Origin of the sequence: Streptomyces sp. NPDC050988 (assembly GCF_044456225.1) — a bacterium.
Taxonomy (GTDB): domain Bacteria; phylum Actinomycetota; class Actinomycetes; order Streptomycetales; family Streptomycetaceae; genus Streptomyces.
On record NZ_JBITFQ010000019.1, the window covers coordinates 103,404 to 127,753 of the forward strand.

20 protein-coding genes and 4 pseudogenes are annotated in these 24,350 nt (G+C 69.6%); 12 read left to right on the forward strand and 12 right to left on the reverse strand.

What is annotated here, in order from left to right; all coding sequences use genetic code 11:
* Nucleotides 1-226: 226 nt before the first annotated feature.
* The 4 genes from ACIBEI_RS32285 to ACIBEI_RS32300 form a co-directional block, all read right to left on the reverse strand.
* A complete protein-coding gene (locus ACIBEI_RS32285; protein WP_398893739.1) occupies nt 227-2,374 on the reverse strand; it encodes a xanthine dehydrogenase family protein molybdopterin-binding subunit in 2,148 nt (715 codons plus the stop codon).
* Entirely contained in the window at nt 2,374-3,348 is a 975-nt protein-coding gene (locus tag ACIBEI_RS32290; protein ID WP_398893740.1) for an FAD binding domain-containing protein, read from the reverse strand. Before ACIBEI_RS32290 ends, ACIBEI_RS32285 begins: the two co-directional genes overlap by 1 nt.
* A 4-nt stretch (nt 3,349-3,352) precedes the next feature.
* Nucleotides 3,353-3,946, reverse strand: a complete 594-nt coding sequence (locus ACIBEI_RS32295) for a (2Fe-2S)-binding protein (protein WP_398893741.1) — start codon at nt 3,944-3,946, stop codon at nt 3,353-3,355.
* Nucleotides 3,947-4,118: 172 nt separating this feature from the next.
* Nucleotides 4,119-4,694 (reverse strand): TetR/AcrR family transcriptional regulator, encoded by a 576-nt coding sequence (locus ACIBEI_RS32300; protein WP_398893742.1) that lies wholly within the window; start codon nt 4,692-4,694, stop codon nt 4,119-4,121.
* Between the two features lie 237 nt (nt 4,695-4,931).
* Here ACIBEI_RS32300 and ACIBEI_RS32305 point away from each other — a divergent pair, with 237 nt between their 5' ends.
* The 3 genes from ACIBEI_RS32305 (at nt 4,932) to ACIBEI_RS32315 (ending at nt 7,308) form a co-directional block, all read left to right on the forward strand.
* Nucleotides 4,932-5,228, forward strand: a complete 297-nt coding sequence (locus tag ACIBEI_RS32305; RefSeq protein WP_398893743.1) for a hypothetical protein — start codon at nt 4,932-4,934, stop codon at nt 5,226-5,228.
* A 110-nt stretch (nt 5,229-5,338) separates the two neighbouring features.
* A complete protein-coding gene (locus tag ACIBEI_RS32310) occupies nt 5,339-5,773 on the forward strand; it encodes a VOC family protein (RefSeq protein ID WP_398893744.1) in 435 nt (144 codons plus the stop codon).
* 308 nt (nt 5,774-6,081) lie between these two features.
* Nucleotides 6,082-7,308 (forward strand): MFS transporter, encoded by a 1,227-nt coding sequence (locus ACIBEI_RS32315; RefSeq protein WP_398893745.1) that lies wholly within the window; start codon nt 6,082-6,084, stop codon nt 7,306-7,308.
* Nucleotides 7,309-7,343: 35 nt separating this feature from the next.
* On the opposite strand, the gene ACIBEI_RS32320 is transcribed toward ACIBEI_RS32315, so the two are convergent.
* Together ACIBEI_RS32320 and ACIBEI_RS32325 are read right to left on the reverse strand one after the other, a co-directional pair.
* Complete coding sequence (locus tag ACIBEI_RS32320; protein WP_398893746.1) at nt 7,344-8,579, reverse strand: alpha/beta hydrolase family protein; 1,236 nt, start codon at nt 8,577-8,579, stop codon at nt 7,344-7,346.
* Between the two features lie 130 nt (nt 8,580-8,709).
* Nucleotides 8,710-9,288, reverse strand: coding sequence for a dihydrofolate reductase family protein (locus tag ACIBEI_RS32325; RefSeq protein ID WP_398893747.1), 579 nt, complete (start codon nt 9,286-9,288; stop codon nt 8,710-8,712).
* Between the two features lie 207 nt (nt 9,289-9,495).
* Between ACIBEI_RS32325 and ACIBEI_RS32330 the strand changes: the two are divergent.
* Nucleotides 9,496-9,719 (forward strand): annotated as a pseudogene (locus tag ACIBEI_RS32330) (NADP-dependent oxidoreductase); the annotation flags it as partial.
* A 72-nt stretch (nt 9,720-9,791) separates the two neighbouring features.
* Here ACIBEI_RS32330 and ACIBEI_RS32335 read toward each other — a convergent pair.
* Entirely contained in the window at nt 9,792-13,049 is a 3,258-nt protein-coding gene (locus tag ACIBEI_RS32335; RefSeq protein WP_398893748.1) for a BTAD domain-containing putative transcriptional regulator, read from the reverse strand.
* Nucleotides 13,050-13,380: 331 nt separating this feature from the next.
* Here ACIBEI_RS32335 and ACIBEI_RS32340 point away from each other — a divergent pair, with 331 nt between their 5' ends.
* Entirely contained in the window at nt 13,381-14,901 is a 1,521-nt protein-coding gene (locus ACIBEI_RS32340; RefSeq protein ID WP_398893749.1) for an FAD-dependent monooxygenase, read from the forward strand.
* Nucleotides 14,902-14,937: 36 nt separating this feature from the next.
* Nucleotides 14,938-15,600, forward strand: coding sequence for an SGNH/GDSL hydrolase family protein (locus ACIBEI_RS32345; protein WP_398893750.1), 663 nt, complete (start codon nt 14,938-14,940; stop codon nt 15,598-15,600).
* Nucleotides 15,601-15,633: 33 nt separating this feature from the next.
* On the opposite strand, the gene ACIBEI_RS32350 is transcribed toward ACIBEI_RS32345, so the two are convergent.
* Together ACIBEI_RS32350 and ACIBEI_RS32355 are read right to left on the reverse strand one after the other, a co-directional pair.
* On the reverse strand, nt 15,634-17,082 hold the full coding sequence (locus tag ACIBEI_RS32350; RefSeq protein ID WP_398893751.1) for an FG-GAP repeat domain-containing protein: 1,449 nt from the start codon (nt 17,080-17,082) through the stop codon (nt 15,634-15,636).
* Nucleotides 17,083-17,159: 77 nt separating this feature from the next.
* Nucleotides 17,160-17,855: a hypothetical protein gene (locus ACIBEI_RS32355; protein WP_398893752.1), complete on the reverse strand. Its 696-nt coding sequence runs from the start codon at nt 17,853-17,855 to the stop codon at nt 17,160-17,162.
* A 148-nt stretch (nt 17,856-18,003) separates the two neighbouring features.
* Between ACIBEI_RS32355 and ACIBEI_RS32360 the strand changes: the two are divergent.
* Nucleotides 18,004-18,550, forward strand: a pseudogene (locus ACIBEI_RS32360) (YciI family protein).
* Nucleotides 18,551-18,739: 189 nt separating this feature from the next.
* Nucleotides 18,740-19,405, forward strand: a complete 666-nt coding sequence (locus tag ACIBEI_RS32365; protein WP_398893753.1) for a PH domain-containing protein — start codon at nt 18,740-18,742, stop codon at nt 19,403-19,405.
* 41 nt (nt 19,406-19,446) lie between these two features.
* On the opposite strand, the pseudogene ACIBEI_RS32370 reads toward ACIBEI_RS32365, so the two are convergent.
* Both ACIBEI_RS32370 and ACIBEI_RS32375 read right to left on the reverse strand, forming a co-directional pair.
* A pseudogene (locus ACIBEI_RS32370) lies at nt 19,447-19,605 on the reverse strand (alpha/beta hydrolase); the annotation flags it as partial.
* Between the two features lie 267 nt (nt 19,606-19,872).
* A complete protein-coding gene (locus ACIBEI_RS32375) occupies nt 19,873-20,643 on the reverse strand; it encodes an NAD(P)/FAD-dependent oxidoreductase (RefSeq protein WP_398893754.1) in 771 nt (256 codons plus the stop codon).
* A gap of 350 nt (nt 20,644-20,993) precedes the next feature.
* Between ACIBEI_RS32375 and ACIBEI_RS32380 the strand changes: the two genes are divergently transcribed.
* Complete coding sequence (locus tag ACIBEI_RS32380; protein WP_398893806.1) at nt 20,994-21,221, forward strand: hypothetical protein; 228 nt, start codon at nt 20,994-20,996, stop codon at nt 21,219-21,221.
* A 112-nt stretch (nt 21,222-21,333) separates the two neighbouring features.
* Here the strand turns inward: ACIBEI_RS32380 and ACIBEI_RS32385 are convergent.
* Nucleotides 21,334-21,510: pseudogene (locus ACIBEI_RS32385) on the reverse strand (integrase); the annotation flags it as partial.
* A gap of 128 nt (nt 21,511-21,638) precedes the next feature.
* On the opposite strand from ACIBEI_RS32385, the gene ACIBEI_RS32390 reads away from it, so the two are divergent.
* The 3 genes from ACIBEI_RS32390 (at nt 21,639) to ACIBEI_RS32400 (ending at nt 24,300) form a co-directional block, all read left to right on the forward strand.
* Nucleotides 21,639-22,253 (forward strand): TetR/AcrR family transcriptional regulator, encoded by a 615-nt coding sequence (locus ACIBEI_RS32390; RefSeq protein WP_398893755.1) that lies wholly within the window; start codon nt 21,639-21,641, stop codon nt 22,251-22,253.
* Nucleotides 22,244-23,884, forward strand: a complete 1,641-nt coding sequence (locus tag ACIBEI_RS32395) for a CocE/NonD family hydrolase (RefSeq protein WP_398893756.1) — start codon at nt 22,244-22,246, stop codon at nt 23,882-23,884. The genes ACIBEI_RS32390 and ACIBEI_RS32395 overlap by 10 nt, the downstream gene beginning before the upstream one ends.
* A 149-nt stretch (nt 23,885-24,033) precedes the next feature.
* Nucleotides 24,034-24,300, forward strand: a complete 267-nt coding sequence (locus ACIBEI_RS32400; RefSeq protein WP_398893757.1) for a hypothetical protein — start codon at nt 24,034-24,036, stop codon at nt 24,298-24,300.
* Nucleotides 24,301-24,350 lie beyond the last annotated feature (50 nt).

The window sequence follows — 24,350 nt, forward strand, 5'->3', positions numbered from 1 at the left end:
CGGGCGCCGGTCGGCGTAGAGGCGGGCGTGGCTGTCCAACTCAGGGTCGACGTCGTTCGGTTCGGACTCGGTACACCAGTGGACGCCATCGGGCTGGAGCTTGTCGCGCGGAGTGGGTCAACGCACCTAACGATCCGCGCAAGTACTGCGGAACTTGTGCGTGCACGAGGGGCAGGCCCTTCCGGGTGCCGTTCGGGCCGCAGCGCCGCGCGGTCGTCCATCTGGGTCAGAGCAGTGCCTCAGGACGGATCGGCAGGTCTGTCAGGCGTTTGCCCGTCGCGTTGAAGACCGCGTTGCCGATGGCGGGTGCCACCCCGACGATGGTGATCTCGCCGAGCCCCTTCACACCGATCGGATCGGCCTGCGGATCCTCGGTGTTGACGAACGCGGCGTCGAGGTCGAGAACGTCCGCGTTCACCGGGACGAGATAGTCGGCGAGGCTCGCGTTGACGATGCGGCCGTCGCGGTGGTCGGTGACGGTGCCTTCCAGGAGGGCCATTCCGATACCGCCGACCATGCCGCCGATGGCCTGGCTGTGGGCGAGTTTGGGGCTGATCACCCGCCCTACGTCGTACGCCGCGAAGATCCGCCGTACGCGGACGAGGCCAAGGAGGGGATCGACGGACACCTCGGCGAAGACGGCTCCGTAACCGTAGGTGGAGATCTTCGAATCGGCGTCGCCCGGGCCCCAGTTGCCGGTGATGTCGAGGCTGGGCAGACCGGCGCGGCGCAGGATGTCCCGGTAGCTGTCCCGGGCTCCCCCGTCGACGGCCGACAGGTAGCCGTCGCGGGCGTGCACATCCGCCGGATTCGCGCCGTGGAGAGGCGAGTCGGGGTCCGCCACCGCCCTGCGGATGAACTCCGACTTCAGCGCGTTGCAGGTGGTGTGCGCGGCCGAGCCCACGCTCGCCATGGTGCAGGCCGCCGCGTGCAGGGGCGCGGTGAGGTAACTGGAGTCGCCCAGCCGGAAGGTGACCGCCGAGGCGGGCAGCCCCAGGGCGTCCGCGGCGACCTGCATGAGCGAGGTGGTGGTGCCGGGGCCCATGTCCGCGGAGGCCGCGAAGACTTCGGCGGTGCCGTCGGCGTGGATCCGGGCCCGTGCGCTGGAGTCGCGTCGGTTGTTGTGGTAGCTGGCGGTGGCCATCCCCATACCGATGAGCAGGTCGCCGTCCGTGCGCGAGCCCGGCTTGGCGCGCCTGCGGGACCAGCCGAAGCGGCGTGCGCCGGTCTCGTAGCACTCCCGCAACTTCCGGGTGGAGAAAGGGAGTTGGGAGACCTCGTCCTGGGTCGGCTCGTTGCGCAGCCGCAACTCGACCGGATCCACGGCCAGTTCGTGCGCGAGCTGGTCCATCGCGGTTTCCAGGGCGAAGTTGCCGAGCACCACGCCAGGCCCTCGCATGGAGGCGGGAGACTGGACGTCGATGGGCGTGACCCGGTAGGCGGTACTGGTGTTGGGGACGCCGTAGAGGAACTTCGGCAGGTCGGTCAGGCCGTCCGTGTAGGTCCGGTAGCGCGCGTTCTCGATACGGACCTCGTAGACGAGGGCGCTGACGCGCCCGGCCGCGGTGCTGCCGAGGGCCATCCGGTGCCGACTGGCCGGCCGGAACCCGGTACCGTAGTAGAACTGACGCCTGGTCAGCACCACCTTGACCGGCCTGCCGACCTCGCGCGCGGCGAACGCGGCCAGCATGACATGGTCGTACGTCTGGATTCCGCTGCCGAACCCTCCGCCCAGGAACTCGTTGTGCACGCGTACGTCGCCGACGGCGATGCCGAGCGCGCCGGCCACCGTGCGCGCGGCACCCTGCGACCACTGGGTCTTGTCCCAGAGCGTCAGCCGTCCGCCCTGCCACCGGGCGATGGTCGAGGGCAGTTCGATGGGGTTGTGGTTCTCCCGGGCGCTGGTGAGTTCCAGGTCCACCTTCACCTGCGCCGAGGCCAGCGCGCCCGCCGGGTCGCCTCGGCTGTAGTCGGGCTCGTCCTCGGGTGTCTGCGACGGGGCGTGAGGATCGTCGAAGTCGGTGACCGCGTCCTGCCGTTCGTACGTCGCCTCGACCAGCGAGGCTCCGTGGGTGGCCGCTTCCAGGGTCTCCGCGACGACGACCGCGATGGGCTGGCCGTAGAAGGTGAGTCGATCTACCGGGTGGGCCAGCTGCAGCTTGCCGAAGTCGGTCAGGACGTGCAGGACGCCCGGGTGGCCGAGCGCCGCGTCCACCGAGATCCGGCTCACCGTGCCACGGGCCACCGTGCCGTTGACCATCACGCCGTACAACAGGCCTTCGATGCGGTGCTCGGCCGAGTAGGTGGCCGTTCCGGTCACCTTGCGGCGGGCGTCGACGCGGGAGAGCGGCTGCCCGACGGCGGTCGTCGCCATCACTGTCCTCCGATCGTCATCAGCTGGCGGCGCACGGTCCGTTCGACCAGCCGCACCTTGAAGGCGTTCTCGGACAGCGGTACGGCGCCCTCGGCCGCGAGGGCCGCGGCATCCGTCCATGTCCGGCGCCCCGGCCGCTTGCCGACGAGCGCCGCCTCCACCTTGGGCAGCCGCCACGGCACGGTCCCCACACCGCCGACGGCCACCCTGGCACCCCGGACCACGCCGCCCCTGATGTCCAGCGCCACCGCCGCGGACGCGAGGGCGAACTCGTAGGACTGTCGGTCGCGGACCTTGAGATAACCCGAGCGGCGCGTGTGCGCTCCCGCAGGGACGGTGAGGGAGGTGATGAGTTCGCCGGACCTGAGCGAGTGTTCCTTCTGCGGTGTGTCCCCGGGGCGGAGGAAGAAGTCCTGGACCGGGATGGAGCGGGTGCCGTCGAGGCTCCGTACGTGGATCACCGCGTCCAGCGCCACGAGGGCAACTGCCAGGTCGGAGGGGTGAGTTGCCACGCAGTGGGTGCTCGTCCCCAGGATCGCCTGCATACGGTTGTCACCGTGCCGGGCGTCGCAACCCGAGCCCGGGTCACGGCGGTTGCACGCGGAGTGGATGTCCCGGAAGTACGGACACCGGGGCCGCTGCATGATGTTGCCCCCGATGGAGGCCATGTTACGGAGCTGAGCCGAGGCGCCGAGTTCGAGGGCCTGCGAGAGGAGCGGGTACGTGGCGCGCACCTCCGGATGCGTGGCGAGGTCGCTCATCCGGACCAGGGAACCGACGTGCAGCCCTTGCCGGGTGACGGTGATGTCCTTGTACGGCAGCGCGTTGATGTCGACCACGTGCGCGGGGCGCTCGACGGTCTCCCGCATGAGGTCGACCAGTGTGGTCCCGCCGGCGATGTAACGGCCGTCGTGGGCACCGGCGTTGAGCGCGGCGGTGACGGTGGAGACCCGGCTGAAGGCGAAGGGATGCACGCGGTCAGGCCTCCTTGGCCGTCTGCTCGATGGCGGAGACGATGTTCGTGTACGCCCCGCACCGGCAGAGGTTGCCGCTCATCCACTCGCGAATCTCGGCCCGGGAGCCGGTGTGGCCCTCGGCGATACAGGCGACGCCCGACATGACCTGCCCCGGCGTGCAGTAGCCGCACTGAAGGCCGTCGTGGTCGATGAACGCCTGTTGCAGCGGGTGCAGTTGCTCGCCCCGGGCGAGCCCCTCGACCGTGGTGACGCGCGCGCCCTGGTGCATCACGGCGAAGGTCAGGCAGGCGTTCACCCTCCGGTCGTCCACGAGCACCGTGCAGGCTCCGCAGGCGCCCTGGTCGCAGCCCTTCTTCGTGCCGGGGAGGTCCAGGTGCTCGCGGAGGAGGTCGAGGAGTGAGGTGCGGTTGTCGACCTGGGCGGTGCGCTGCTCGCCGTTGACCGTCAGATGGACGGTGGAGAGCCGGTCGGCCGGCGCGGGTGTGGCTGTGGGCAGGCGATCCGAGGTCAGCAGGGGTAGACCGGCCACCGCTGTCGACGCCGCGACGAAGGTTCGTCGTTTGATCGTGGTTGCTTCGTCGAACGTTTCCGGCATGCGCGATGCACCCTCCCGGTCGAACACGTGGCATGTGATGACACCAGGTGTCATCGTAACAGTGATGACACCAGGTGTCATGGATGACGCGAGCGACAAGGAGAGGCGTGGCCGTGACTGTGGCTGTAGCTGTAGCTGTAGCTGTAGCTGTAGCTGTAGCTGTAGCTGTGACTTACGGCGCGAGCGGGGCCGCGACCGCGGCCCTGAGGTCCTCCACGGATTCGCGCAGCAGGGTGTGCAGGTCCTGTGTCTCTGGACCCTCGATCCAGGATTCGCGCGCGGTTCTCCATGCGGCGGCGCCCGCCGCGGCGGTCAGGAAGGCGGTCCGCGGTGCGACACCGCGCTCGCACAGCGCTTCGGTCACGGCCGCACTGGTCGCGGCGAACTTGGTCAGCTCTCGTTCCCGAAGCTCCGGGTTGGCCACGATGACGGCTCGGCGACGCCGGGCATGCACATGGCCCTTGTTCACCATGTCCACAGCGGCGCCGTACCCCTCCATGACGACGGCGAGCGGCGAGAGGTCGTCCGGCGCGGCGGCCATGGCGTCGACGATCACTTGGTGAATCCGGGCCGAGAGCGGGAACAGCACCTCGCGCTTGTCGGGGAAGTGACGGAAGAACGTCCGCTTCGTCAGACCCGCCCGCTCGGCGATCTCGGCGACCGTGGTGTCCTCGAAACCGCGCTCCTCGTACAGCTCGAGCGCGGCCCGCGACAGTCGGCCCGCTGCGTCCGGCATCCATCGACCCATGACACTCATCCTAGTGATGACACTCAATGTCATCGGATGGACGGTGCTGGTGCCTGGGCCTGTTGGCGCAGTCAGCCGCGCAGGTGGGCGAGAAGCTCGTCTCCCGCCCTCGGGATTGAGCGGCGCCACATACGGGTGGGGGCCATGCCCTGTCCGGCTCAGGCCAACGCGCAGGCGGCCCGCCAAGGTGGTCAACTGGCCGAACGACTCCGTACCTCTTCGCAAGGGATCTCAGCTATGGCGATCGTCGTGATTCTCGATATGCCCGGGATGACCCAGGCCCAGTACGAGCAGAGCGCGGAGAAGGTCGCCGGCCGGCCCGGCCCGGTCAAGAGCCCCGCCGACTGGCCGGTGTCCGGTCTCATCTCGCACACCGCCGCGCCCACCGGCAATGGCTGGCTCGTCGTGGATGTCTGGGAGTCCCAGGAGGCGTTCGAGCAGTTCGGCGAGACCATCATCCCGATCCTGCGGGAACTCGGCCTCACGGATGTGCAACCGCAGACCTACCCGGTGTTCAACGTGGTCACCCGCTAGAGGCTCCGCGACCACACGTCACAACAGCGGGCGGCCCGGGTCGGCCTCGCCGCAACGGGCGGATCCACACCGGGAAATGAGCACCAAAGTCCCCCTGCTATGGTGCGCCGATGTCATCGATCAAGAAGTTCCAAGTCACCTTCGACTGCGCAGAACCTGAGCGCGTCGCTCGCTTCTGGTGCGAGGTGTTGGGGTACGTCGCACCGGCGCCCCCGGAGGGGTTCGACACTTGGGACGATTTCAACCGCACCCTGCCTCCTGAGGATCAGGGTTCATGGTTCTCATGCAGTGATCCCTCGGGCGTGGGCCCGCGACTGTTCTTCCAGCGCGTTCCCGAAGGCAAGGTCGTCAAGAACCGGGTGCATCTCGACGTGCGGGCCGGCACCGGACTCGTGGGTGAAGAGCGCCTGGCCACACTTCAGGCCGAATGCGCGCGGCTGATCGCGCTCGGCGCGGTACACGTGAACACGCTGCTCGCCGATGACGAGAACGAGTCGTGCATCGTGATGCAGGACATCGAGGGCAACGAGTTCTGTCTCGACTGAGCATCGTCCGAGACGGTGAGGTGGGGGTGGCAGGCGCACCTTCGCGCGTCCCCGGTTTTCTCACGTTCGTCCAAGTGTCCTCGATCTTTGTCCATGGATGAGTCCGTCTCCAGGGGTGAGGGTGGAGCCATGAGTGAATTCGGCTCCTGGGACACGGTCTTCCTGCTGGATACGGGCACCGCCCGGCCCTGGCGTGAACTCGCCCCGCCCGTAGTCCACTTGGAAGCCTCCTGGCAGGGGACCAAGGGCAGATGGCAGACGGCGCCTCCAGTCTCCTTGTGTATGGGGACGTGATCGGGCGGCGACGGATGCCGAGTGGGCTTGTCGCGCTGGCACTCGGCGGTTTCGGCATCGGGCTGACCGAGTTCCTGATCGCGGGGCTGCTGCCGCAGGTGGCGTCGAGTTTCGCGGTGTCCGAGGCGGCGGCGGGGTGGCTGATCTCCGGGTACGCGTTGAGTGTCGCGGTCGGTGCGATCGTGCTGACCGCGGCGACGGCGCGGCTGCCCCGCAAGGCGGTTCTGGTCGGTCTGGTGGCGTTGTTCGTCATCGGCAACCTGTTGTCCGCTCTCGCGCCGAGCTATCCGGTGATGCTGCTCGGGCGGATCGTCGCGGCGTTGTGCCACGGGTCGTTCTTCGGTATCGGGTCGCTGGTCGCTCGCAGTCTGGTCGCGCCGGAGAAGAAGTCCCGGGCGGTGGCGGTCATGTTCGCGGGGCTGACGCTTGCGAACGTGCTGGGTGTGCCGTTCGGCGCGCTGGTAGGCGAACGCTGGGGCTGGAGAGCCGCCTTCTGGGCTGTCACCGCAATCGGCGTGCTCGCGCTGGCGGGAATCGCCGCCCTCGTCCCCGACGGGGCGGGAGAGCCGCGGCCGCCGACGGCGACGGCGACGGCGACGGCGACGGGCCACTCGGACCCGACACCGGCCGACGGCTTGCGGGGACAGTTCCGTGCGTTCCGCTCCTGGCAGGTCTGGCTGACCCTGACAGCCACCGCGCTCAGTTACGGCGGGATGTTCGGAGCGTTCAGCTACATCGCCTACACGTTCACCGAGGTCGGCGGCTTCTCCCCCTCGGATGTCGCCTGGCTGCTGATGGTGTACGGCGTCGGCCTGGTCGTCGGGAACCTGGTCGGCGGACGAGCCGCCGACCGCGACCGTGATCGCGCCCTGATCCTCGCCCTCCTCGGACTTGCCGTCACCCTGGCCGTGTTCGGACTGCTGGCCGACAGCCCCACCGCGTCGGTGACACTGGTGTTTCTGATGGGGCTGTTCGGGTTCGCCAGCGTGCCCGGCATGATCACCCGCGTCACCGACTTCGCCCACGGGGCCGCGCTGGCCGCCAGTGCCAATGTCTCCGCGTCCAACATCGGCAACGCGCTTGGCGCCTGGCTCGGAGGCCTGGCGATCGCCGCGGGTCTCGGATACACCGCGCCGCTCTACGTCGGCGCCGGCATCGTACTGATCTCCGTCATCGTAATGGCCGTTGCCGCACGCCAAGCCAAGTCAACCGCGCGGCAGACCGAGCACTTGCCGTGCTGAACATTCTCAGCGGGCACATGAGGTGGCGCGGCCGCTCACCAGACGAAGGCGACATCGGGGAGACTCGCTGAGGGACCGTCCAGAACACGGTCGTTGCGTTCTCGCAGCCAGCGGTCGAAGAACGAGGTGACACAGGTTCGGATCACGGTGACCGCACGGGTGGGGTCGATCGTGCCGATGGTCTCTTCGACGATGTCCTGGCCGAGACCGGTCTGGGGCATGACGGCCGCGAGATCGGTGTACGTCTGGTGCCGGGAGCCGCGCAGGGTCAGGTCTCGGCGCCATCCGGTGCTGTGCGACCAGAACGCCGCCCATGACGGCTCGGTTCGCGCGTGGTCGCTGCCTTCACGGCCCATCAGGAGGAAGGGGCGGTCCAGGCCGTGGGCTGCAACCGGCGAGAGATTGGTTCCGTTGGGTTCCTGGTTGAACTCCAGGGTGCCGTCCAGGTCGATCCCGGCTCGGATTCTCCGGTCCTCGTACATGCTCTGAGCGGCGGTGAATCCGCCCCCCGACTGGCCGGCCAGGCCGATCCGGTCGGTGTCGAGCACTTCCGACAGCCCGTACGGCAGTGCCCCGAGGCGATTCACCACGAAACGAGCGTCGTCGACCCGGGCGCGAAGCGTCTTCTCCAGCAGAGCGGGAACGGTGCCCTCACGCCGGGCCCGCGCGAACTCCGCGAGCAGCACCTCGTTCGTCTTGACCGAGCCGTCGGGAAACTGCACGCCTGGAGACTCGTAGGTGTGGTCGACGCTGACAACGACGTAGCCGTGGCTGGCCAGTTGCTCGGCCAGCAGAGTGCCCCAGGAGCGAGGGTCGCCGACACCCGGCGAGTACACCACCACCGGCCGACGCCCGCCGCGTGGGTCCGGGGGCGCCTGATGGAGGGCATGTGTGCGTGTGCCCGCCCAGTCCACCGTGCCTGAAGGGATGCGATGCGGCTCCAGAGCGTCGAATCGCTGGGCCGCACCGCGCTCCATGTATGGCGCGAGGCGCTGCCCGCGGCGTGGTGCAGGAGCCGGATACCAGACGCTGATCATCAGCTCGCGGTGGGGCACCGACGGCACCCATGGGTCGGGTCGAGTGCGGTCCGTCAGATGGAGTGAGACCGTGCCGATCCTGCACGGTCCCGTCGGCTCGGGGAGGCGGAGCCGGATCGCCGAGCGACGGATCGGCCGGGACTGAGCCCGTGCGGCAGGCGTACCCGCCAGCGGCGACATCGCCAGAGCAGTCGCTGCCAGGAACTCACGGCGTGGAAGAGCGAAGGATGACATGCCGTCCATCCTGGACACGACCACCGACGGGGTCACTCGTGCTACCCCCTGCTGCCGTGGTTCGGGTGTCCCCGGACACTGGCCTTGCCGCGACCGGTGGACACGGGCCCTTACCGCGACCGGTGCTCCCTCAGGCGTGCAGTGTGGGCCGGTAGATCAGCTCCTGGATGTGACCGTCGAGCGTCCGGCTCTCGATCAGCTCCAGGTCGAAGTCGGACGCACCGTGGAAGATCGGGTCAAGGCCGGTCCGGCCGGTGATCACAGGGAAGAGCGTCACCTGGACTCGGTCGACCAGACCCGCGGCCATCAGCGCCCGGTTCATCGACAGGCTGCCGTGCGAGCGCAACGGCACCTCGGACTCCTCCTTGAGCCGAGCGACGACGTCGACGGCGTCGCCGCTCACGACGTTCGCGTCCGGCCAGTCGAGGGGTCCTTCCAACGTCGTCGAGACCACCGTCGCCGGCAGGTTCCTCATCCGCGTGACCCATGGGTCACGTACCTCGGACTCCTCGGTGCTCGAGGCCAGCATCTGCGCGAACGCCCGATAGGTGTTGGCCCCGAAGACCATCCGCTGCTCCTCGGCGTACAGGCCGAGGCGGTGGTCGAGGAGTTCGGGGCCCTGCTTGCCCCAGTAGCCGGTCCAGTCGCCGCCGGCAGCGCCGAAGCCGTCGAGGCTGGAGAAGACGTCGAACGTGTAGGTGGCGGTCATCATGCTCTCCTCTAGTGCGGTGATCGCTTGTGTGGATAGAGACTGGTGACCACGGCGAAACTCATCGTCCTTGGAGTCCTGGAGTCCGGCCACCCGGATGCGGCTCCATGGGGCGGACGCCGCCGGTCACTCGTTTCGGCCTGGTCGTATGTAGAGGTCGTCGAGGTGGACTGGCGGAGGCAGCGGCACACCATCGGTCGTAGGGCAGGAGTCGATGTGGTTCTGGACGCGGCCGGGAATGCCTCCCTTCCCGAACTGGTGGCCATCGCGGCCGACGGGCTGGGCAGGGACCGTTGCCTGCCGGCCTCGCCGACGGCGGCCGCCTCACCGTCCCGCTGCACGCCGTGATCCCGCTGAAGGAGGCCGCCACGGCTCACCAGGTCAGCGCTGGCGACCATGCGCGCGGCGAGATCGTCGTCACCGTGCCCTGACCCGGCGGACGACTCGGCCCACGACCACTGGCCGGCGCTCCCCCGTCGGCGCGCTTCGCGCCCCCGGCTGAATCACCCGGGATCCAGGTGAGCCGTCCTCGGTTCCGGGGACAGCCGGGCCGGATCCACTTCGGTCACGGCGGTCTTCGCGTCCAGCTCCCACCCCTTCTCGTACGCCGTGGCGAAGGCTTCCTCGCCCAGCGCGGTCCGACCTCGACCGGTGAGGTCCCGTACCTGGGGATCGGTCAGGTCGTGGGCGCCGCGCAGCCGGGAAGCGGCGCCGAGCAGGACGGCCGCCTCGTGATGCCGCCCGTGCGCCTCGGCGAGCGCAGCCGTGTTGACGGCGACCAGCGACAGGATCGGCAGGTCCCGTGTCTCCAGTGCCGTCGCGTACGCCTTCGCCAGCGCCCTCGCCGCACCGGCCGGGTCGCCCGTCGCCAGGCAGAGCGAGGCGCGGGCGCTGCCGAGCAGCGTCCGCCCGTGGTCACCGGGAAACGGGCAGTCCTTGTGAGGGCCGTCCCGTTCGGCTTTGTCGAGCAGTCCCCGCGCCCGGTCCAGGTCGCCGAGCCGCACCCACAGGACGGCCTCCCACGCGTCGACCAGAAGCAGCATCTCCGGCGAGTCCGCGCGCGACGCCCGATCCCGGGCCGAGTCGATCATCGCGATCACCAGGTCCGTGTCACCGCGCCGCAGGTGCAGGTCGATCCAGCGCAGGTCGCCGAACACCTCGTCGCCGAGGCTGAGCGAGCCGAACTCGCCTGCCAGCGCCCGGGCTTCGCGCAGGTCGGCCAGCGCGCCGTCGAGGTCGTCGTCGTACTGCCTCAACTGGGCACGCAACGGCAGCACGTTGGCCTGGCCCCAGCCGTCGCCGACCTGCCGGAAACAGGCCAGGGCCGCTTCGACGTCGGTGCGCATCCGGTCGAGTTCGCCCTCGTTCTCGGCGAACTGCGCCCGGAACATGCGGGCCAGCCCCGACAGCCATACGTCGTCGCCGTCGGCCAGGCGCTCGACGAGCGCGGGTGTGGTCCGCTCCCCCTGGAGGAACGTCGGCGGGAGCGCGGTGAGCGCGCCGTACGGGCCGGGCAGTTCCGGGTACGAGAGCAGCCGGTCGGCCAGGACGCGCAGCTCGGCCCGGTCACCCGCGGCCTCCTCGGCGGTCGTCCGCGGCCGGGTGTCGACCCGGTTGAGCAGGTGGATCGCGCGGGCACAGTCGCGGTCGGGCGTCTGCTCGCCGCCGGGCACCGACAGAGCCTCGCCCAGCCAGTAGGCCGCGTCGGACTGCCGGCCGAACATCTGCCAGTACCAGGTCAGGTTCAGGGCGAGGGCGACCGCACCGGGGGCGTCGCCGGTGTCACATCGTCGGCGCAGGGCGGCTAGCGTGTTGTCGTAGTCGGCGCCGATGACTCGTATGGCCGCGAGCTGGCCGGGCCCGCGCAGCTGCGGGTCGTGGCGGGCCATCAGCTCGGCGAAGTGGCCGGCGGCCAGGTCGCGTACGGTGCCGAGGTCGCCTGCCTCGGCCAGGCGGTCGGTGCCGTACTCGCGCAGCGTCTCCAGCATGCGGTAGCGGCCCGGGGCGGGCGCGAGCTGCAGCAGCGAGCGGTCGACCAGACTGGCGAGCAGCTCGGGGATTTCGGTGGCCGGCACCGCGGTGTCGGCGCAGACCGCGGTGGCCGAGGCGGTCGTGACGCCGCCGGGCAGGATCGACACGCGTTCGGCGAGCGTACGTTCGCGCTCGCTCAGCAGGTCCCAACTCCAGGCGATGACCGCGCGCAGTGTGCGGTGCCGGGGCTGTGCGGTGCGGTTGCCGGTGGTGAGCAGCCGGAACCGGTCGGAGAGCCCGTCGGTGAGTTCGGGCAGGGACAGCGTCCGCAGCCGGGCCGCGGCCAGTTCGAGTGCCAGCGGCATCCCGTCCAGGCTGCGGACCACCCGCCGGACCTCGGGCAGTGTCGTCTCATCGACCTCGAAGCCGGGGCGTACGGCCGCGGCCCGCTCGCTGAACAGGCGTACCGATGCCGCCTGTCGGGCCTGTTCGATGCCGTCGTCCGGGCCTGGCAGGTCCAGCGGGCCGAGCGGTACGAGCGCCTCGCCGTCGACCGCGAGGGGTTCGCGGCTGGTGGCGAGCACGCGCAGCCCCGCGCAGCGTGACAGCAGTGCCGCGACCAGGTGGGCCACGGCGTCGATCAGGTGCTCACAGTTGTCGACGAGCAACAGGCTCTCCCGGCCGCCGAGTTGGTCGACGAGTACGTCCAACTCGTCGCCCTCCACCCGCAGCCGGGCCTCGAACATCGCGCCGCCTCGTAGCCCGATCCCGGCGAGCAGGGCCGCGCCGACCTTGGCCGGTTCGGTCACCGAGGCCAGGTCGATCATCCAAGCGCCGTCGCGGTAATCGTGGCGGTGGCGGCGGGCAGCCTCGACGGCGAGCCGGGTCTTGCCCGCGCCGCCCGGACCGAACACGGTGACCAGGCGCCCGGCGGCGAGCAGCGTGTCGATCCGGGCGAGGTCGTCGTCGCGCCCGATGAAGCTGGTCAACGGGGCGGGCAGGTTGCTCGGCCTGGTCCCCGCGGTGTCCGGGGCGGGCCTCTCCGCGCGCAGCAGGCTCAGGTGGCGCTCGCGCAGGGCGGCGCCCGGGTCGGTGCCGAGGTCGTCGGCGAGAGTTTCGCGGATCCTCTCGTACAGGGCCAGGGCATCGGCCTGACGACCTTGGGCGGCGAGTGCGTCCATGAGCAGCGCGGCCGCCCGCTCGTGGACGGGGTGCTCGGCGAGGAGTGCGGTCAGGCGAGCGGTGGCCGCCTCGGCACGGCCCAGGGACAGTTCGGCGTCGGCGAGGTCGGCGACGGTCTCGACCGAGGCGTGGGCCAGCCGGGTCGCGGTGGCGGGCGCCACCGCGGCGACGACCGTGGGTTCGGCGCCGGGACGGTCGCCCCACAGCGCCACGGCCTCGCCGAACACGGCCGCCGCGGCGCTCGGGTCACCGGCGCGCAGGCGGTCACGGCCGGTGGCGGCGAGTTGCTCGAATCGCAGCGCGTCGACGTCGGCCGCGTCCACATCGAGCCGGTAGCCGCCCGCGGCCTGCGCGACGCGGTCGGCCGAGCCCAAGGCCCGGCGCAGCCGCGAGACCAGGGCTTGCAGGGCGTGGGCAGGTCCGGTCGGCGGATCCTCGGCCCAGATCGCGTCCACGAGGACGCCCTGCGGGACCGTACGACCGCCGGCGAGCGCCAGCCGTACGGCCAGAGCCTGCAACCGCGCGCCGGGAACGGGCAGGGCGGTGTCACCGCGAGACGCCTGGAAGGCGCCGAGCAGCGTGATGCGAAGCCGCGCGTCCCCGTCCATCCCCCGATCTTCGCGCGGGCACCCTCGATCCCCAAATCAGGACGGCGGTGCCTGACTTCCCCGTGTGCTCCCGTGCCGGAAGACGCCACGAGCCGGGCGGCGACCGCGACGGTCGTCACGGCGGCGTACGCCCGGCCGCCCCTCCCTGTCGCCCCTCCCCGTCGCGCCGCCGCGAGAGGCCCGCCGTGTGCGCGAACGCGGCGCTGACACGTTGCAGGTCGGGAGTGTCAGGGCCATGGGCCCCCATGTCAGCGCCGTGTGTGCCCGGTGTGAGCGGCCCGCGTCAGTCTGTGCGTGCCTCGGACGGAAGAGGCTTCGGAAGGGGAGTTTCGTGCATGACGTAGTGATTGTGGGCGCCGGCCCTGTTGGTCTTTTCCTTGCCTGCGAGCTTGGCCTCGCGGGCTGCTCTGTCCTGGTGCTCGAACGGGCACCGGAACTCCGCTCACCGTGGAAGGCGGACCCGCTCGGGATGCGGGGCCTGTCCGCCGCGTCGGTCGAGGCGTTCTACCGCCGCGGGATGCTGCACCCGCTGCTGACGGCGTCGGGCGTCCACGACGATCCCGGCGCGAACACCGACACGGACGAGCCGTCACCCCCGCGTGGCGTGAGCCACTTCGCCGGCGTGATGCTCGATCCGGCCCAGGTCGACGTCACCGCCCTGCCGTTCCGGCTTGCCGGCCCGGCCATGGACGGCGTGATGACGAACCTCGAAGCGGTCGAGACGATCCTGTCCGAGCGGGCGTCCAAGCTCGGCGTGGAGGTCGGGCGAGGCGTCACGGTCTCAGCCGTCGCGCAGGACGCCGAGAGCGTGGTCGTGCAAGCAGGCGAGCACGAGTACGCGGCGCGCTGGGTCGTCGGCTGTGACGGTGGACGCAGCACCGTGCGCGGGCTCGCGGGCTTCGAATTCGTCGGCACCGAGCCGCAGTTCACCGGCTACGTCGTGCTCGCCGCCATCGCCGATCCCGAGAAGCTGCGCCCCGGGTTCAACCTGACGCCGACAGGCATGTACCTCCGGACGCCCTCGGAGGAGTACATCGGCATGCTCGAGTTCGACGGCGGCGCGTTCGATCGCTCGCAGCGGCCGACTCGCGAACATCTCCAGGCGGTTCTCCGCCGTGTTTCGGGCACCGACGTGACCCTGACCGAGGTCCACCTCGTCTCCAGCTTCACCGATCGCGCGATGCAGACGACGACGTACCGGCAGGGGCGCGTCCTGCTCGCGGGCGACTCCGCTCACATCCACTCCCCCCTTGGAGCGCAGGGACTCAACCTAGGCCTCGGCGACGCCATGAACCTGGGATGGAAGCTCGCGGCGACCGTGCACGGGCATGGGCCGGACGAGCTTCTCGACACCTACACCCGCGAGCGCCATCCGATCGGCGCAGGGGTGCTCGACTGGACGCGAGCCCAGGCCGCGGCCATGAGGCCGGACCCGCATGCCCAGGCGATCCAAGGCGTGCTGCGTGACCTGCTCGGGACCCGAGACGGAACGACCTACGTGTTCAACAGGACATCGGGATCGTCGAACCGCTACGACCTCGACAGTGAGCACCCACTGGTCGGCCGCAACGCCCCGGACCTGCGTCTCGAGGACGGCACCCGCCTCGGCGACCTGATGCAGGACGGACGGGGCGTCGCGCTCGATTTCAGCATCGACCGATCCCTACGCGGTTCGGCGATGGGCTGGGAGAGCCGGATGCGGTACGAGGCCGGTCCCGCGCGGAACGACCTCGGACTGGGTGCCGTGCTGGTCCGGCCCGACGGCACAGTCGCCTGGGCAGGTGATCGCGACCCTGACCGTGAAGCGTTCGAGCAGGCCGTCGGCCAGTGGTTCGGCGCTCCGCACATCTGAACCAGCCACCCCGACAACCGAGTTACAGGAGCACACATGACAATCACCATCCGCCCGGGAAGCACCGTGATGTTCGCCGGTGATTCGATCACCGACTGTCAACGGCTGGAGAGCGAAGAGCGTCTCGGGTTCGGCTACCCGCTGCGCGTCGCGGGCGAGTGGGGCCACCGGCACCCGGACCGGGACGTGACCTGGCTGAACTCCGGCATCGCGGGCGACAAGGTGATGGACCTCGAAGTCCGCTGGCAGGCGGACGTCCTCGACGCGCGCCCGGACGTGGTGTCCATCCTCGTGGGCGGAAACGACGTCGGCTGGCACTCGTACGATCCGGACGGCCATGTGATCCCCGCGGAGGACTTCGCGGCAGGGTACGACCGCCTGCTCGCGCCCCTCGCCGAGGCCGGGGCCGAACTGATCCTCATCGAGCCGTTCCTGCTGCCGATTCGCGGCCTTGTCGAGGTCGGCGACATGCACCTCGGCGAAGAGGTACGCAAGGAGTGGCGGGCGGACCTGGACCCGAAGATCCAGGTCGTGCGCGAGCTGGCCCGCGAGTACGGCGCGCATCTGCTCGCCGCCGACGGCATGTTCGCCGAACTCGCCGCGACGACCGGACCGGAGTACTGGGCCGCGGACGGGGTGCACCCGACACCGGCCGGTCACGCCGCACTCGCGGCGGCCTGGCTGCGCCTGGTCGCGTGACCGGGACGCCGACGACGCGGCGCACGAAGGTGGTCAGTTCTCGCCGAAGTCCTTGGTCTTGATGAAGCGGCGGTCCGTTTTCGACGGGCCGCTCTTCGTTCCGCGCAGGATCCAGTAACCGGCGTCCTTGCGGGGCTTGTTGAAGCCGAACGTGCCGATGAGCAACTCGTCGCGGCCATCGGTGTCGAGATCGGCGATGTGCAGGTCCCAGCCGAAGAAGTCGCGGTCCCCTTCGTGCTGCGGAGAGCCGCCGAGGCCGATGGCGCGCCGGTCGATCTTGACGGTACGGGCCGTGTCGAGCCCGTCCTCGCCTCCGAGGAGCACCACCACCTGGCCGAAACGGCGATCGATGCCCGGTGACTGGGTGGCGAAGTCGTCGTTGCCGTCGCCGTTTACGTCACCGACCGCGACGGCGCTGACAACATCCAGCTTCCCCAGATCGCGGGCGGCCCTGCCCCGGCCGAGGCCCTCGCCGCTTCCGTAGACGGCAACGGCTTCGGTGAAGCCCACCCGGGCGAGGATGTCGGCGTGGCCGTCGCCGTCGAAGTCCCCGGCGGCCACGGGCTTGCCGCCAGCGACCTGGCTGTCGGCCTGGTTCGTGATGCCGGGTACGGCTCCAGCGGGTTTCAGCCCTTCGGGCGTACCCCGGTAGAACACGGCGTCGGTGACGTCTTCCGGCATGTCGTCCTCGAAGCGGACATCCTCCTCGTCGTACTCGGACTTGGTCACCAGGTCGTCCCGGCCGTCGCCGTCGAAGTCGCCGACGACGGCGTGGGCCACGGACACCCACCCCTGTTGGCCCACATCGATGGTCGAAGTGGTGCGGGGCGCCCCGTCGTCACGGCTGAGCGGGCCGTACAGGACGGTCGCGGGCTGCGGCTTGCGGTCGTACTCGCTGCCGGGCTCCGCCAGGGTCAGCAGGTCCAGGGCCCCGTCGCCGTCGAAGTCCCCTGCGGCGGTGGTCGGGAGGACGTCGGCGGGCAGCTCCGTGACACCCGCGGGGCCGTCTGGGCCACCCCAGACGATGCGCTGGTCGGGCGTGGACTTCCCGCTGGGGTGGCTCAGCAGGTTGCGTACGACGACGTCGGCGTGGCCGTCGTCATCGAGATCCCCGGTGAACTGGGTCGACCGGTCGTGCGTGATCGGCGAGCTGGTGACCCGGGGGTCGGGCTTGGCGTAGCGCTCCGCGAGGCGGAATGCCTTGCCCGGTTCCGGGCCGCCGGACGCGGCGAGGGCGACGAAGCGGTTGTTGTGCCAATCGCCCCCTGGCTTCGGCTCCTTGTACCAGCCGTTGACGACCGCGTCGGCGTGCCCGTCGCCGTTGACGTCGTCCCGGTTGACCTCGCCGTCGTCCCGCTGGGCGGGGGAAGGGGGCGCCGGAGCCGACTTCTCGTCATCGCCCGAGCATCCCGTGAACAACAGAGTGGTCGTGCAGAGGCAGATCAGGGCGACAGCAGGGCGGCGGGTACGGCGGCGACGCATGGCGCAAGTCTGCGAGACGCAGCTCACGGGCCCGTAACGACGGGGTCAGGGTCGGATTCCGGTCGGGAGCCGAGTAGTCAGGGCGCGGCGAACGCGTCGGCGGTCACGTCCCGTTCGAGGCTCGCCCCCTGGAAGCCGTACGTACCGATGTCCGAGACCTTGATCAGGAGGCAGTAGCGGTCGACCGCGTCCAGGGTGTCGGCCACTTGGTGGTAGTTCCTTCTGAGGAAGTGGATCGCGGCCTGGTTGGCCAGGGAGCTCTGGCCGCAGACCAGCATGACCGGACGACTCGCCTGCGGTGGCCTGAACTTGGCCACCAGGGCGTACTCCACCTCGTTCTTCCGATAGGGGTAACGTCGGCCGCCGACGTCGAACGCCACCGACTCCGGACCCTGACCGTACGGCAGGATGCTGACGCCGGGCAGGTGGGCCGCGAGGTGGCCGCCCGTTCGGAGGTTGGCCTCGCCGAGCGGACCGCCGATACAGAACTCCGTACGGTCGTCGTTGATGCCACGGAAGTCCTCGCTGGACTCGGTCTCGACGTCACAGCCGAGTTGGCCGGCCAGGGTCGCCACCTCGATCATGGCGCGGATTTCCTTGTGTGTGGTGACGCCCCGCGTGTTGTGTTTGTTGCCCATGACGATGAAGCAGGTCTCGCCGGGGACGAGGCCGAAGAAGTCCGCCTTGCGCCGCAGCCGGCCGGCGCGCTTGCCGCGCTCCCAGAGCCAGACGCACCCACCACCGATGAGGCTGGTCACCAGACCGACCAGCACATTGACGACTACGGAAAAGATCGCCGCCCCCTCAGGCCCCCGCCGCGCACAGCGGTTCCGCGCGCCTCGAACGCCTGATCCTGCATGACGGGCCCTGCCTGTGACAACCGGATCCTGCCCGAACGACGGATGGTGAAGAGTGTGGGGCATGGAGTTCTTCTGCTACCACCGCGATCGGCCCAACTCCGTTGCTTTGCGTCACGAGTTGCTGGAAGAGCACTGGTCCTACATGGACCGGTTCGACAAGGAGATGATCGCCCGCGGCCCGACCCTCACCGGGGACGACGTACCCACCGGCAGCGTGCACATCGTGGACCTGCCGGATCCTGCCGCCGCCCGCGCATTCGCCTTCGACGAGCCCGGCTACCAGGCCGGTGCGTACCGGGACGTACTGCTGCGTCGGTGGCGCAACCTGCTGGGGCGCACCATGTGGGACTTCCCCGGTGGCGGGACCGACGGCAACCGGTACCTCGTGCTCGGCCTCGGCTCGGGTCAGGGCGCCGACCTCGCCGTACCGCAGGACCGGGACGACGAACTCATCGCGTACGGGCCGCTGTTGTCCGACGACGGCGCCACCTGGCGGTACGGCGGTGCTGGTCCGGGCACCGGATCCGGAAGCGGCACGCGCCGTCCTGACCCCGGGCCTGTACGCCGACGTCGAGGTCCACAACTGGCAGTTCGGCGGGCGGTCGTAGTGAACTGAGCACGCGGCGAGGCGTCGAGGCAACCCGGAGTGCCTCAATCCCCAAAGGGCCCTCGACACAACGGAGTTGGGGCCTCACCATGGTGCCCCATCGGTCCCGTCGACGGATGGGCACGCCGTACTGGGGGTGGCTGTGGGGTACGAACGATTGCCGCGCGAGTACCGGATGAGACGGTCCCGGATGCACGTGTTCCTCTGGGTGATCGTCGTGGGCACGCTGAGCGTGTTGGCGGCCCTGTGGGGCGCAGAGGTGCCCGCCTCGTTCCGGTATCCCGTCCTCGCGGCGTGGGTGGCTCTGATGGGGTGGCTCTTCTATGCCACGTTGCACTGTTCGACCGTCGCGGACATCAAGGCACTCCATGTACGCGGCATGGTGAAGCGCAGGCGGTTGGCATGGGAGGACATCCAGGACATCAGGGCCGAGATCAACCCGGCGTCGGCCGTGCAGAGCGGTGCGCCCGATGTGCTCGTGCACGCCTACGGCCGGGACGGCGCCAAGGTGCTGTTGCCGTTCGTCGACGACCTTCATGTGAGCGTCGAGCGCGAGGTCGGGCTGCTGCTTGACTCATGGGTGGAACTGCGCGGCGAGGACTGGGCGCCCGACCCGCGGGCCGCGGTCCTCATCGACCGACGCGACGCACGTCAGGCGGCCCTCATGATGGGGTTCGCCGCCGTGATGCTGGCCTTCATCCCGCTGACCGTGCTGATGCTGCTGCCCCTCTTCGTCGACATGCCGGAGTGGATGGAGTCGTTCCTGAACCCGTTCACGGTCATGGGGGTGGGAGCGCCCCTGATCTTCGCGCTGACCGCGATCGCCTCGTACCGCAGCCGTCGGCCCAGCGGCTGACGGGTCGCGGGTGGCGGGTGGCGGTCGGGGCACAGGGACGGCTACAACCGCTTGGCCAGGAATGGCAGCACCACATCCGCCACCTCGTCGGGTACCTCCTCGGCGAGGTCGCGGCCGGCGTTGAAGACGTGACCGGTGACGTCGTGGGCCATCAGCAGCATCCGGGCTTCGTTCCGGCAGCCGATGAACGCCGAGCCGCCTGGATGATCGATTCCAAGGGGTCAGTGGTCGTAGGCGGTCAGTGTGAGCATGCGCTGCATACCCGGGCGATCACGCTGCCGAGGGTGCGTCCGCGGTGCTGTTCGAGGTCGAGCCGGCCCGTGAAGGTTTCGCTGACTGAGCCTCTTTCATCCTGGATAGTCGCAGGTCAGCAGGGCGTGGATGGCTTGGACGGTGCGACTGATGCGGCTGGTTGGGCCTGGCGAATACAACGGACCGAGGAAGACTCCGGCCTCACCGGTCAGACATCACCGGTCGCTGGACACGGCCTGCTCGCAGCCGTAGGAGTAGTTCTTCATGACGCGGAAGTCCTGGAGCTTGTCGCGATGCCGCTCGACCACGCGGGCACACTCCGGCTCGTTTTCGCGCAGCCAGTCCATAGCCTTTTCGAAGCGATTCATGGTGGAAAACGGATGCATGTCCGCATCGGCGACGATGCCGATACTGATCGCGTCCGAGGCCAGCCGGAGCAGCCAGACCCAGTAGCCAGGACCCATCAGGTGATTGGTGGACAGCTCACGCTCGCTGTACGGAACCTGGTCGTCGATCCGGTCGTGCCAACCAGGGTCGTCCGACCATTCATCGATGTCGATGGGGCGCCCGATCCGGAACCAGGCCGCGTTGGCGCGATGCTCCACCTTCTTGACCAGCCCGAGCTGACGCTTGATCGTCGACGACCGGCCCGTGGCATCCACCACCCAACGGGCCGCGATCCGACGTTCGGCACCATCGTCACAGACCAAGCTCAGCCGATGGTGATCCAGCCGCCCCCGGTCGAGCTGGTAGCTGATGACTTTGTGGGGCGGGAAGGCGGAGTGCCCGATTTCCGCCCGGCGCGTGATGTCGTCGTTGCTGTCGTCACTGAAGAACATGCGTATACCGAACTTCTTGTGCTGGTGCCGCTCCAGGTGATCCTCCAGCCCCAGCACGTTGCGCAGGTAGCGTCCGCCGATCTCGACCGTCGACTCGCCCACCTTGTGCGCCGCCTCGGGCACGGGGTGCTTGTGTCGCTCGATCACCAGGATGTTGGTGTCCGGGCGGGCCTGCCTCAGCAGAAGCGCCTACGTCAGGCCGGCCAAGCCGCCGCCCATGATCGCCACGTCCTACACATCAGACTGCTGTTCCGTGTGCGCCATGCTCATGTCATATCCTGCAGGGGCCCACTACTGTCGATCGGGTTGGATGCGCCGTCCTTCCGGAAAGCCTTGACCAGGTCGGCCGGTAGCGGATCGCCCTGCCACCGCTCGGGCTGATCGCGGATGGCTTCCTCGATGTCCCTGCCACTCAGCCGCTCGACGACTGTGGCGACCAGCCGACTGGCTACGCGTTCGAGCGGGCGAACATCGCGTGAGAACTGTCCTGGAGCTTCTTGTCCGTCGGACCGGTCACCACGGTCCACGTCACCGTACCGGTGCATGCCCTCGGCGGGTGCTCGGACCTCTTGATCCCGGCGGACCTCCTGCCGACCTGGGCCAGGCACACCACCGGTGAATGCCGGGTCGAGCTGCTCGACGGAGGCCACTTCGCCCTGCTCGCGCCGGAGAACAGGGCCACGGTCGACCGCGTCCTGCAGACGGCACTGCGACCGGCTCCCTGATCGTCTCCTGACCGTCACGACCGGACCGCACGCCCGGCCCCGACGAGGTCGCCGTGTCCGGGCGGTTGGTGAGCTTCAGCGTGGTCAGCGAGTCGAAGCCCGTCTCCGGACGCAGCTTGAGGAGTTCGACGGTGACGACCCGGCACGTGTTGCCCGGACGGAGGACCGTGCACGGATATAGCCCCCGCTTGGCGAGGGCGTACCCCGTCGTCCTACTGAAAGACAACGCTCGGTTCGCGGTCTCCAAGTTCACAGCCGCCGGCAATGCGAGCAACTCATCGCGCGTCAGCCCCTGCGACGTATCGGTCCGTTCGCCGGTCGCCGTACGACGCCAGGCCGGTCGGGCCCCGCCCCTGAACGGCCACGAGCAGAAGTGCACACTTGTGTAATTTTTCTCAGGTGTGTAATTTTGCTCGCATGCAGCTTGAGCCATCACAGGAGTCCGGAATCCAGGACAGAAGGGTGCGCCGCTCACGCGCGGCTCTGATGGCGGCCGCCGTGCGCCTGGTGTCCGAACGCGGCACGACGGACATCCCGGTCATCGATCTCGCCGAGGCGGCGGACGTGAGCCGGCGGCTGGTCTACCTCCAGTTCGGGGACCGTGACGCGCTCCTGGTGGAGGCCACGGTCGACCTGATCAGACGGGAACTGATCCCGCAGGCCGGGAACGGCACCGACGTCGCCGAGGGGGTGCTGGCACTCGCACAGCACTTCGCGGAGCACCGGCCGTTCTACCGCGCCATGCTGACCGGATCGTGCGCGTTCGCCATGACCGGCACACTGAACGGCTTGTTCGGCTCGCTCAACAGGCAGGCCCTGCGGGACCTGTTCGGCGAGCTGGACCAGGAGACGGCGGACGACCTGGCGACCTTCGTCGCGACCGGCACCGGCGGGGTCGTCAACACGTGGCTGATCGACGGTGCCGACCCCCTCGATCCCCGCGAACTGGCCGAGCGCCTACTCCGCCTCAGATCGGCTCTCACCAGCAGCCACCACGCCCGAGCAGACGGAGATCGCATCCAATGCCAATGAACCTGAGCAGCCATCTCGTCCAGCGCCTGCTGCACCTTCCACCGCCCTTGACCAGGGATCTGGTCGTCGAACGCGACGTACCGGTGCCGATGCGCGACGGGACCGTCCTGCTGGCAGACCGCTGGTCCCCGAGAGGCGGATCCGACGGCCTGCCGACCGCGCTCCTGCGCACTCCATACGGCAGGACGGGCATGATCGCCATGCAGCTGGTCAGGCCGATGGCCGAGCGCGGCTTTCAGGTGCTGATCCAGAGCACGCGCGGGACCTTCGGTTCCGGCGGCGCCTTCGACCCACTGCGCCGCGAGCGCGAGGACGGTCTGGACACACTGGAGTGGGTGGTCAAGCAGCTCTGGTTCGGCGAATCGCTCGTCCTGTACGGGGGCAGCTACCTCGGCTTCGCCCAGTGGGCAATGGCCGACCGGCTACCGCCCGAGGTCAAGGCCATGATCCCGTCGGTCTCCGAATCGGCCTTCACCCTGGAGCAGCTCCGCAAGGACGGATTCTCCCTGGAGGCACCGTTCAACTGGGGCATCCAGGTCGCCGGCCAGGAAGGCCCGTCGTCGAGGGTGCAGCAGCTGCTGCGCATACGGAAGGACCGGCGCGCCCTCTACACGCTGCCACTGAGCGAGGCGGACTCCGCCACCATCGGCTGCCGCTCCGACTACTTCCAGAACGTCCTCGCCCACGATGCCGACGCACCGTTCTGGTCGGTGGTCGACCACAGTCGGCAGGTCGCCGACATCACCGTGCCGGTCAGTACGGTGGGCGGCTGGTACGACATCTTCCTGCCCGGCCAACTCCGCGACTACCAGGCACTCCAGACGGCGGGCCGCACCGCCCGGGTTACGGTCGGCCCCTGGTCGCACATCTCCATGGGCGTCGGGGCGACGGCCACCGGCGAGATGCTCGACTTCGCCCTGGCCCACGCCCGCGGCGAGCAGCCGCCCGAGCGCGCCCCGGTCCGGCTGTTCGTGATGGGCGAGGAGACGTGGCGCGACTTCCCGTCCTGGCCGCCGCCGGGATACGAGCCGGAGCGCTTCCACCTCCAGGCGGATGGTGTCCTGGCCACCGACCCGCCCGCCGTGTCCGCCCCGGACGGCTACCGCTACGACCCGGCCGACCCCACCCCGGCCGTCGGCGGGGTGCGCATGGCCATGGGCGTCAAGGGGGGTCGCGTCGACAACACGAAACTCGAAGCCCGGCCCGACGTGCTCACCTACACCACCAGCGCGCTCGACACAGACACCGAGGTCATCGGCGAGGTCACCGCCGAGATCTGGTTCCGCTCCAGCCTGCCCTACGCCGACGTGTTCGTCCGGCTGTGCGACGTGGATGAGAAGGGCCGCTCGACCAACGTGTGCGACGGCCTGATCAGCCTCACCGGCGCCGACGAGACCTCCCGCGCGACGGTACGGCTGTGGCCGACCGCGTACCGCTTCAAGCGCGGCCACCGCATCCGCCTCCAGATCTCCAGCGGCGCCTTCCCCCGCTACAACCGCAACCTGGGCACGGGCGAGCCCCGGGCGACCGCCACCACCTTCCGTGCCGCGGACCAGCAGGTCTTCCACGACCCCCCGCGCCCGTCGGCGGTGATCCTGCCCGTCCGGCGACCGGGCCACCTCGACTCTTGAGAGGGGCGAGTGGTTGCGGTGCCGGATCGCTCAGCCGGCGCCGGGAGCGACCCGGACATCGCCCGGGTCCGCGACCGCGTCCACCGGGCCGCCCGTGGTCAGGACGACAAGTGTCCGGTGACGGGAGGCCGTCGCGCCGGGATCCGTGGGTGGCGGGGGCAAGAGTCCCTCGGACATCCATCCACCCGGCCCTCTCGGTGCTGCCCGTACCCGAGGAGTACCGGTCCCTCCCGGACGCCTCCCTCGACGAGAGCGTGCAGGACCTGGCCCACCTGTACGCCGCGTTCCACCTGTACGCCGCGTTCGCCCGCGACAAGGCCAACGGCACCAACGAGGCCACCGCGTTCGCGGACGCCGTGAAACAGCACCACCTGATCGACCGGATCCAGCAGTCGGCCGAGAGGCTGTCGGCGTAACGAGACAGCGGGACGGAACCGGTCCTCGGAGCCCACCTTCCGGTCTGTCG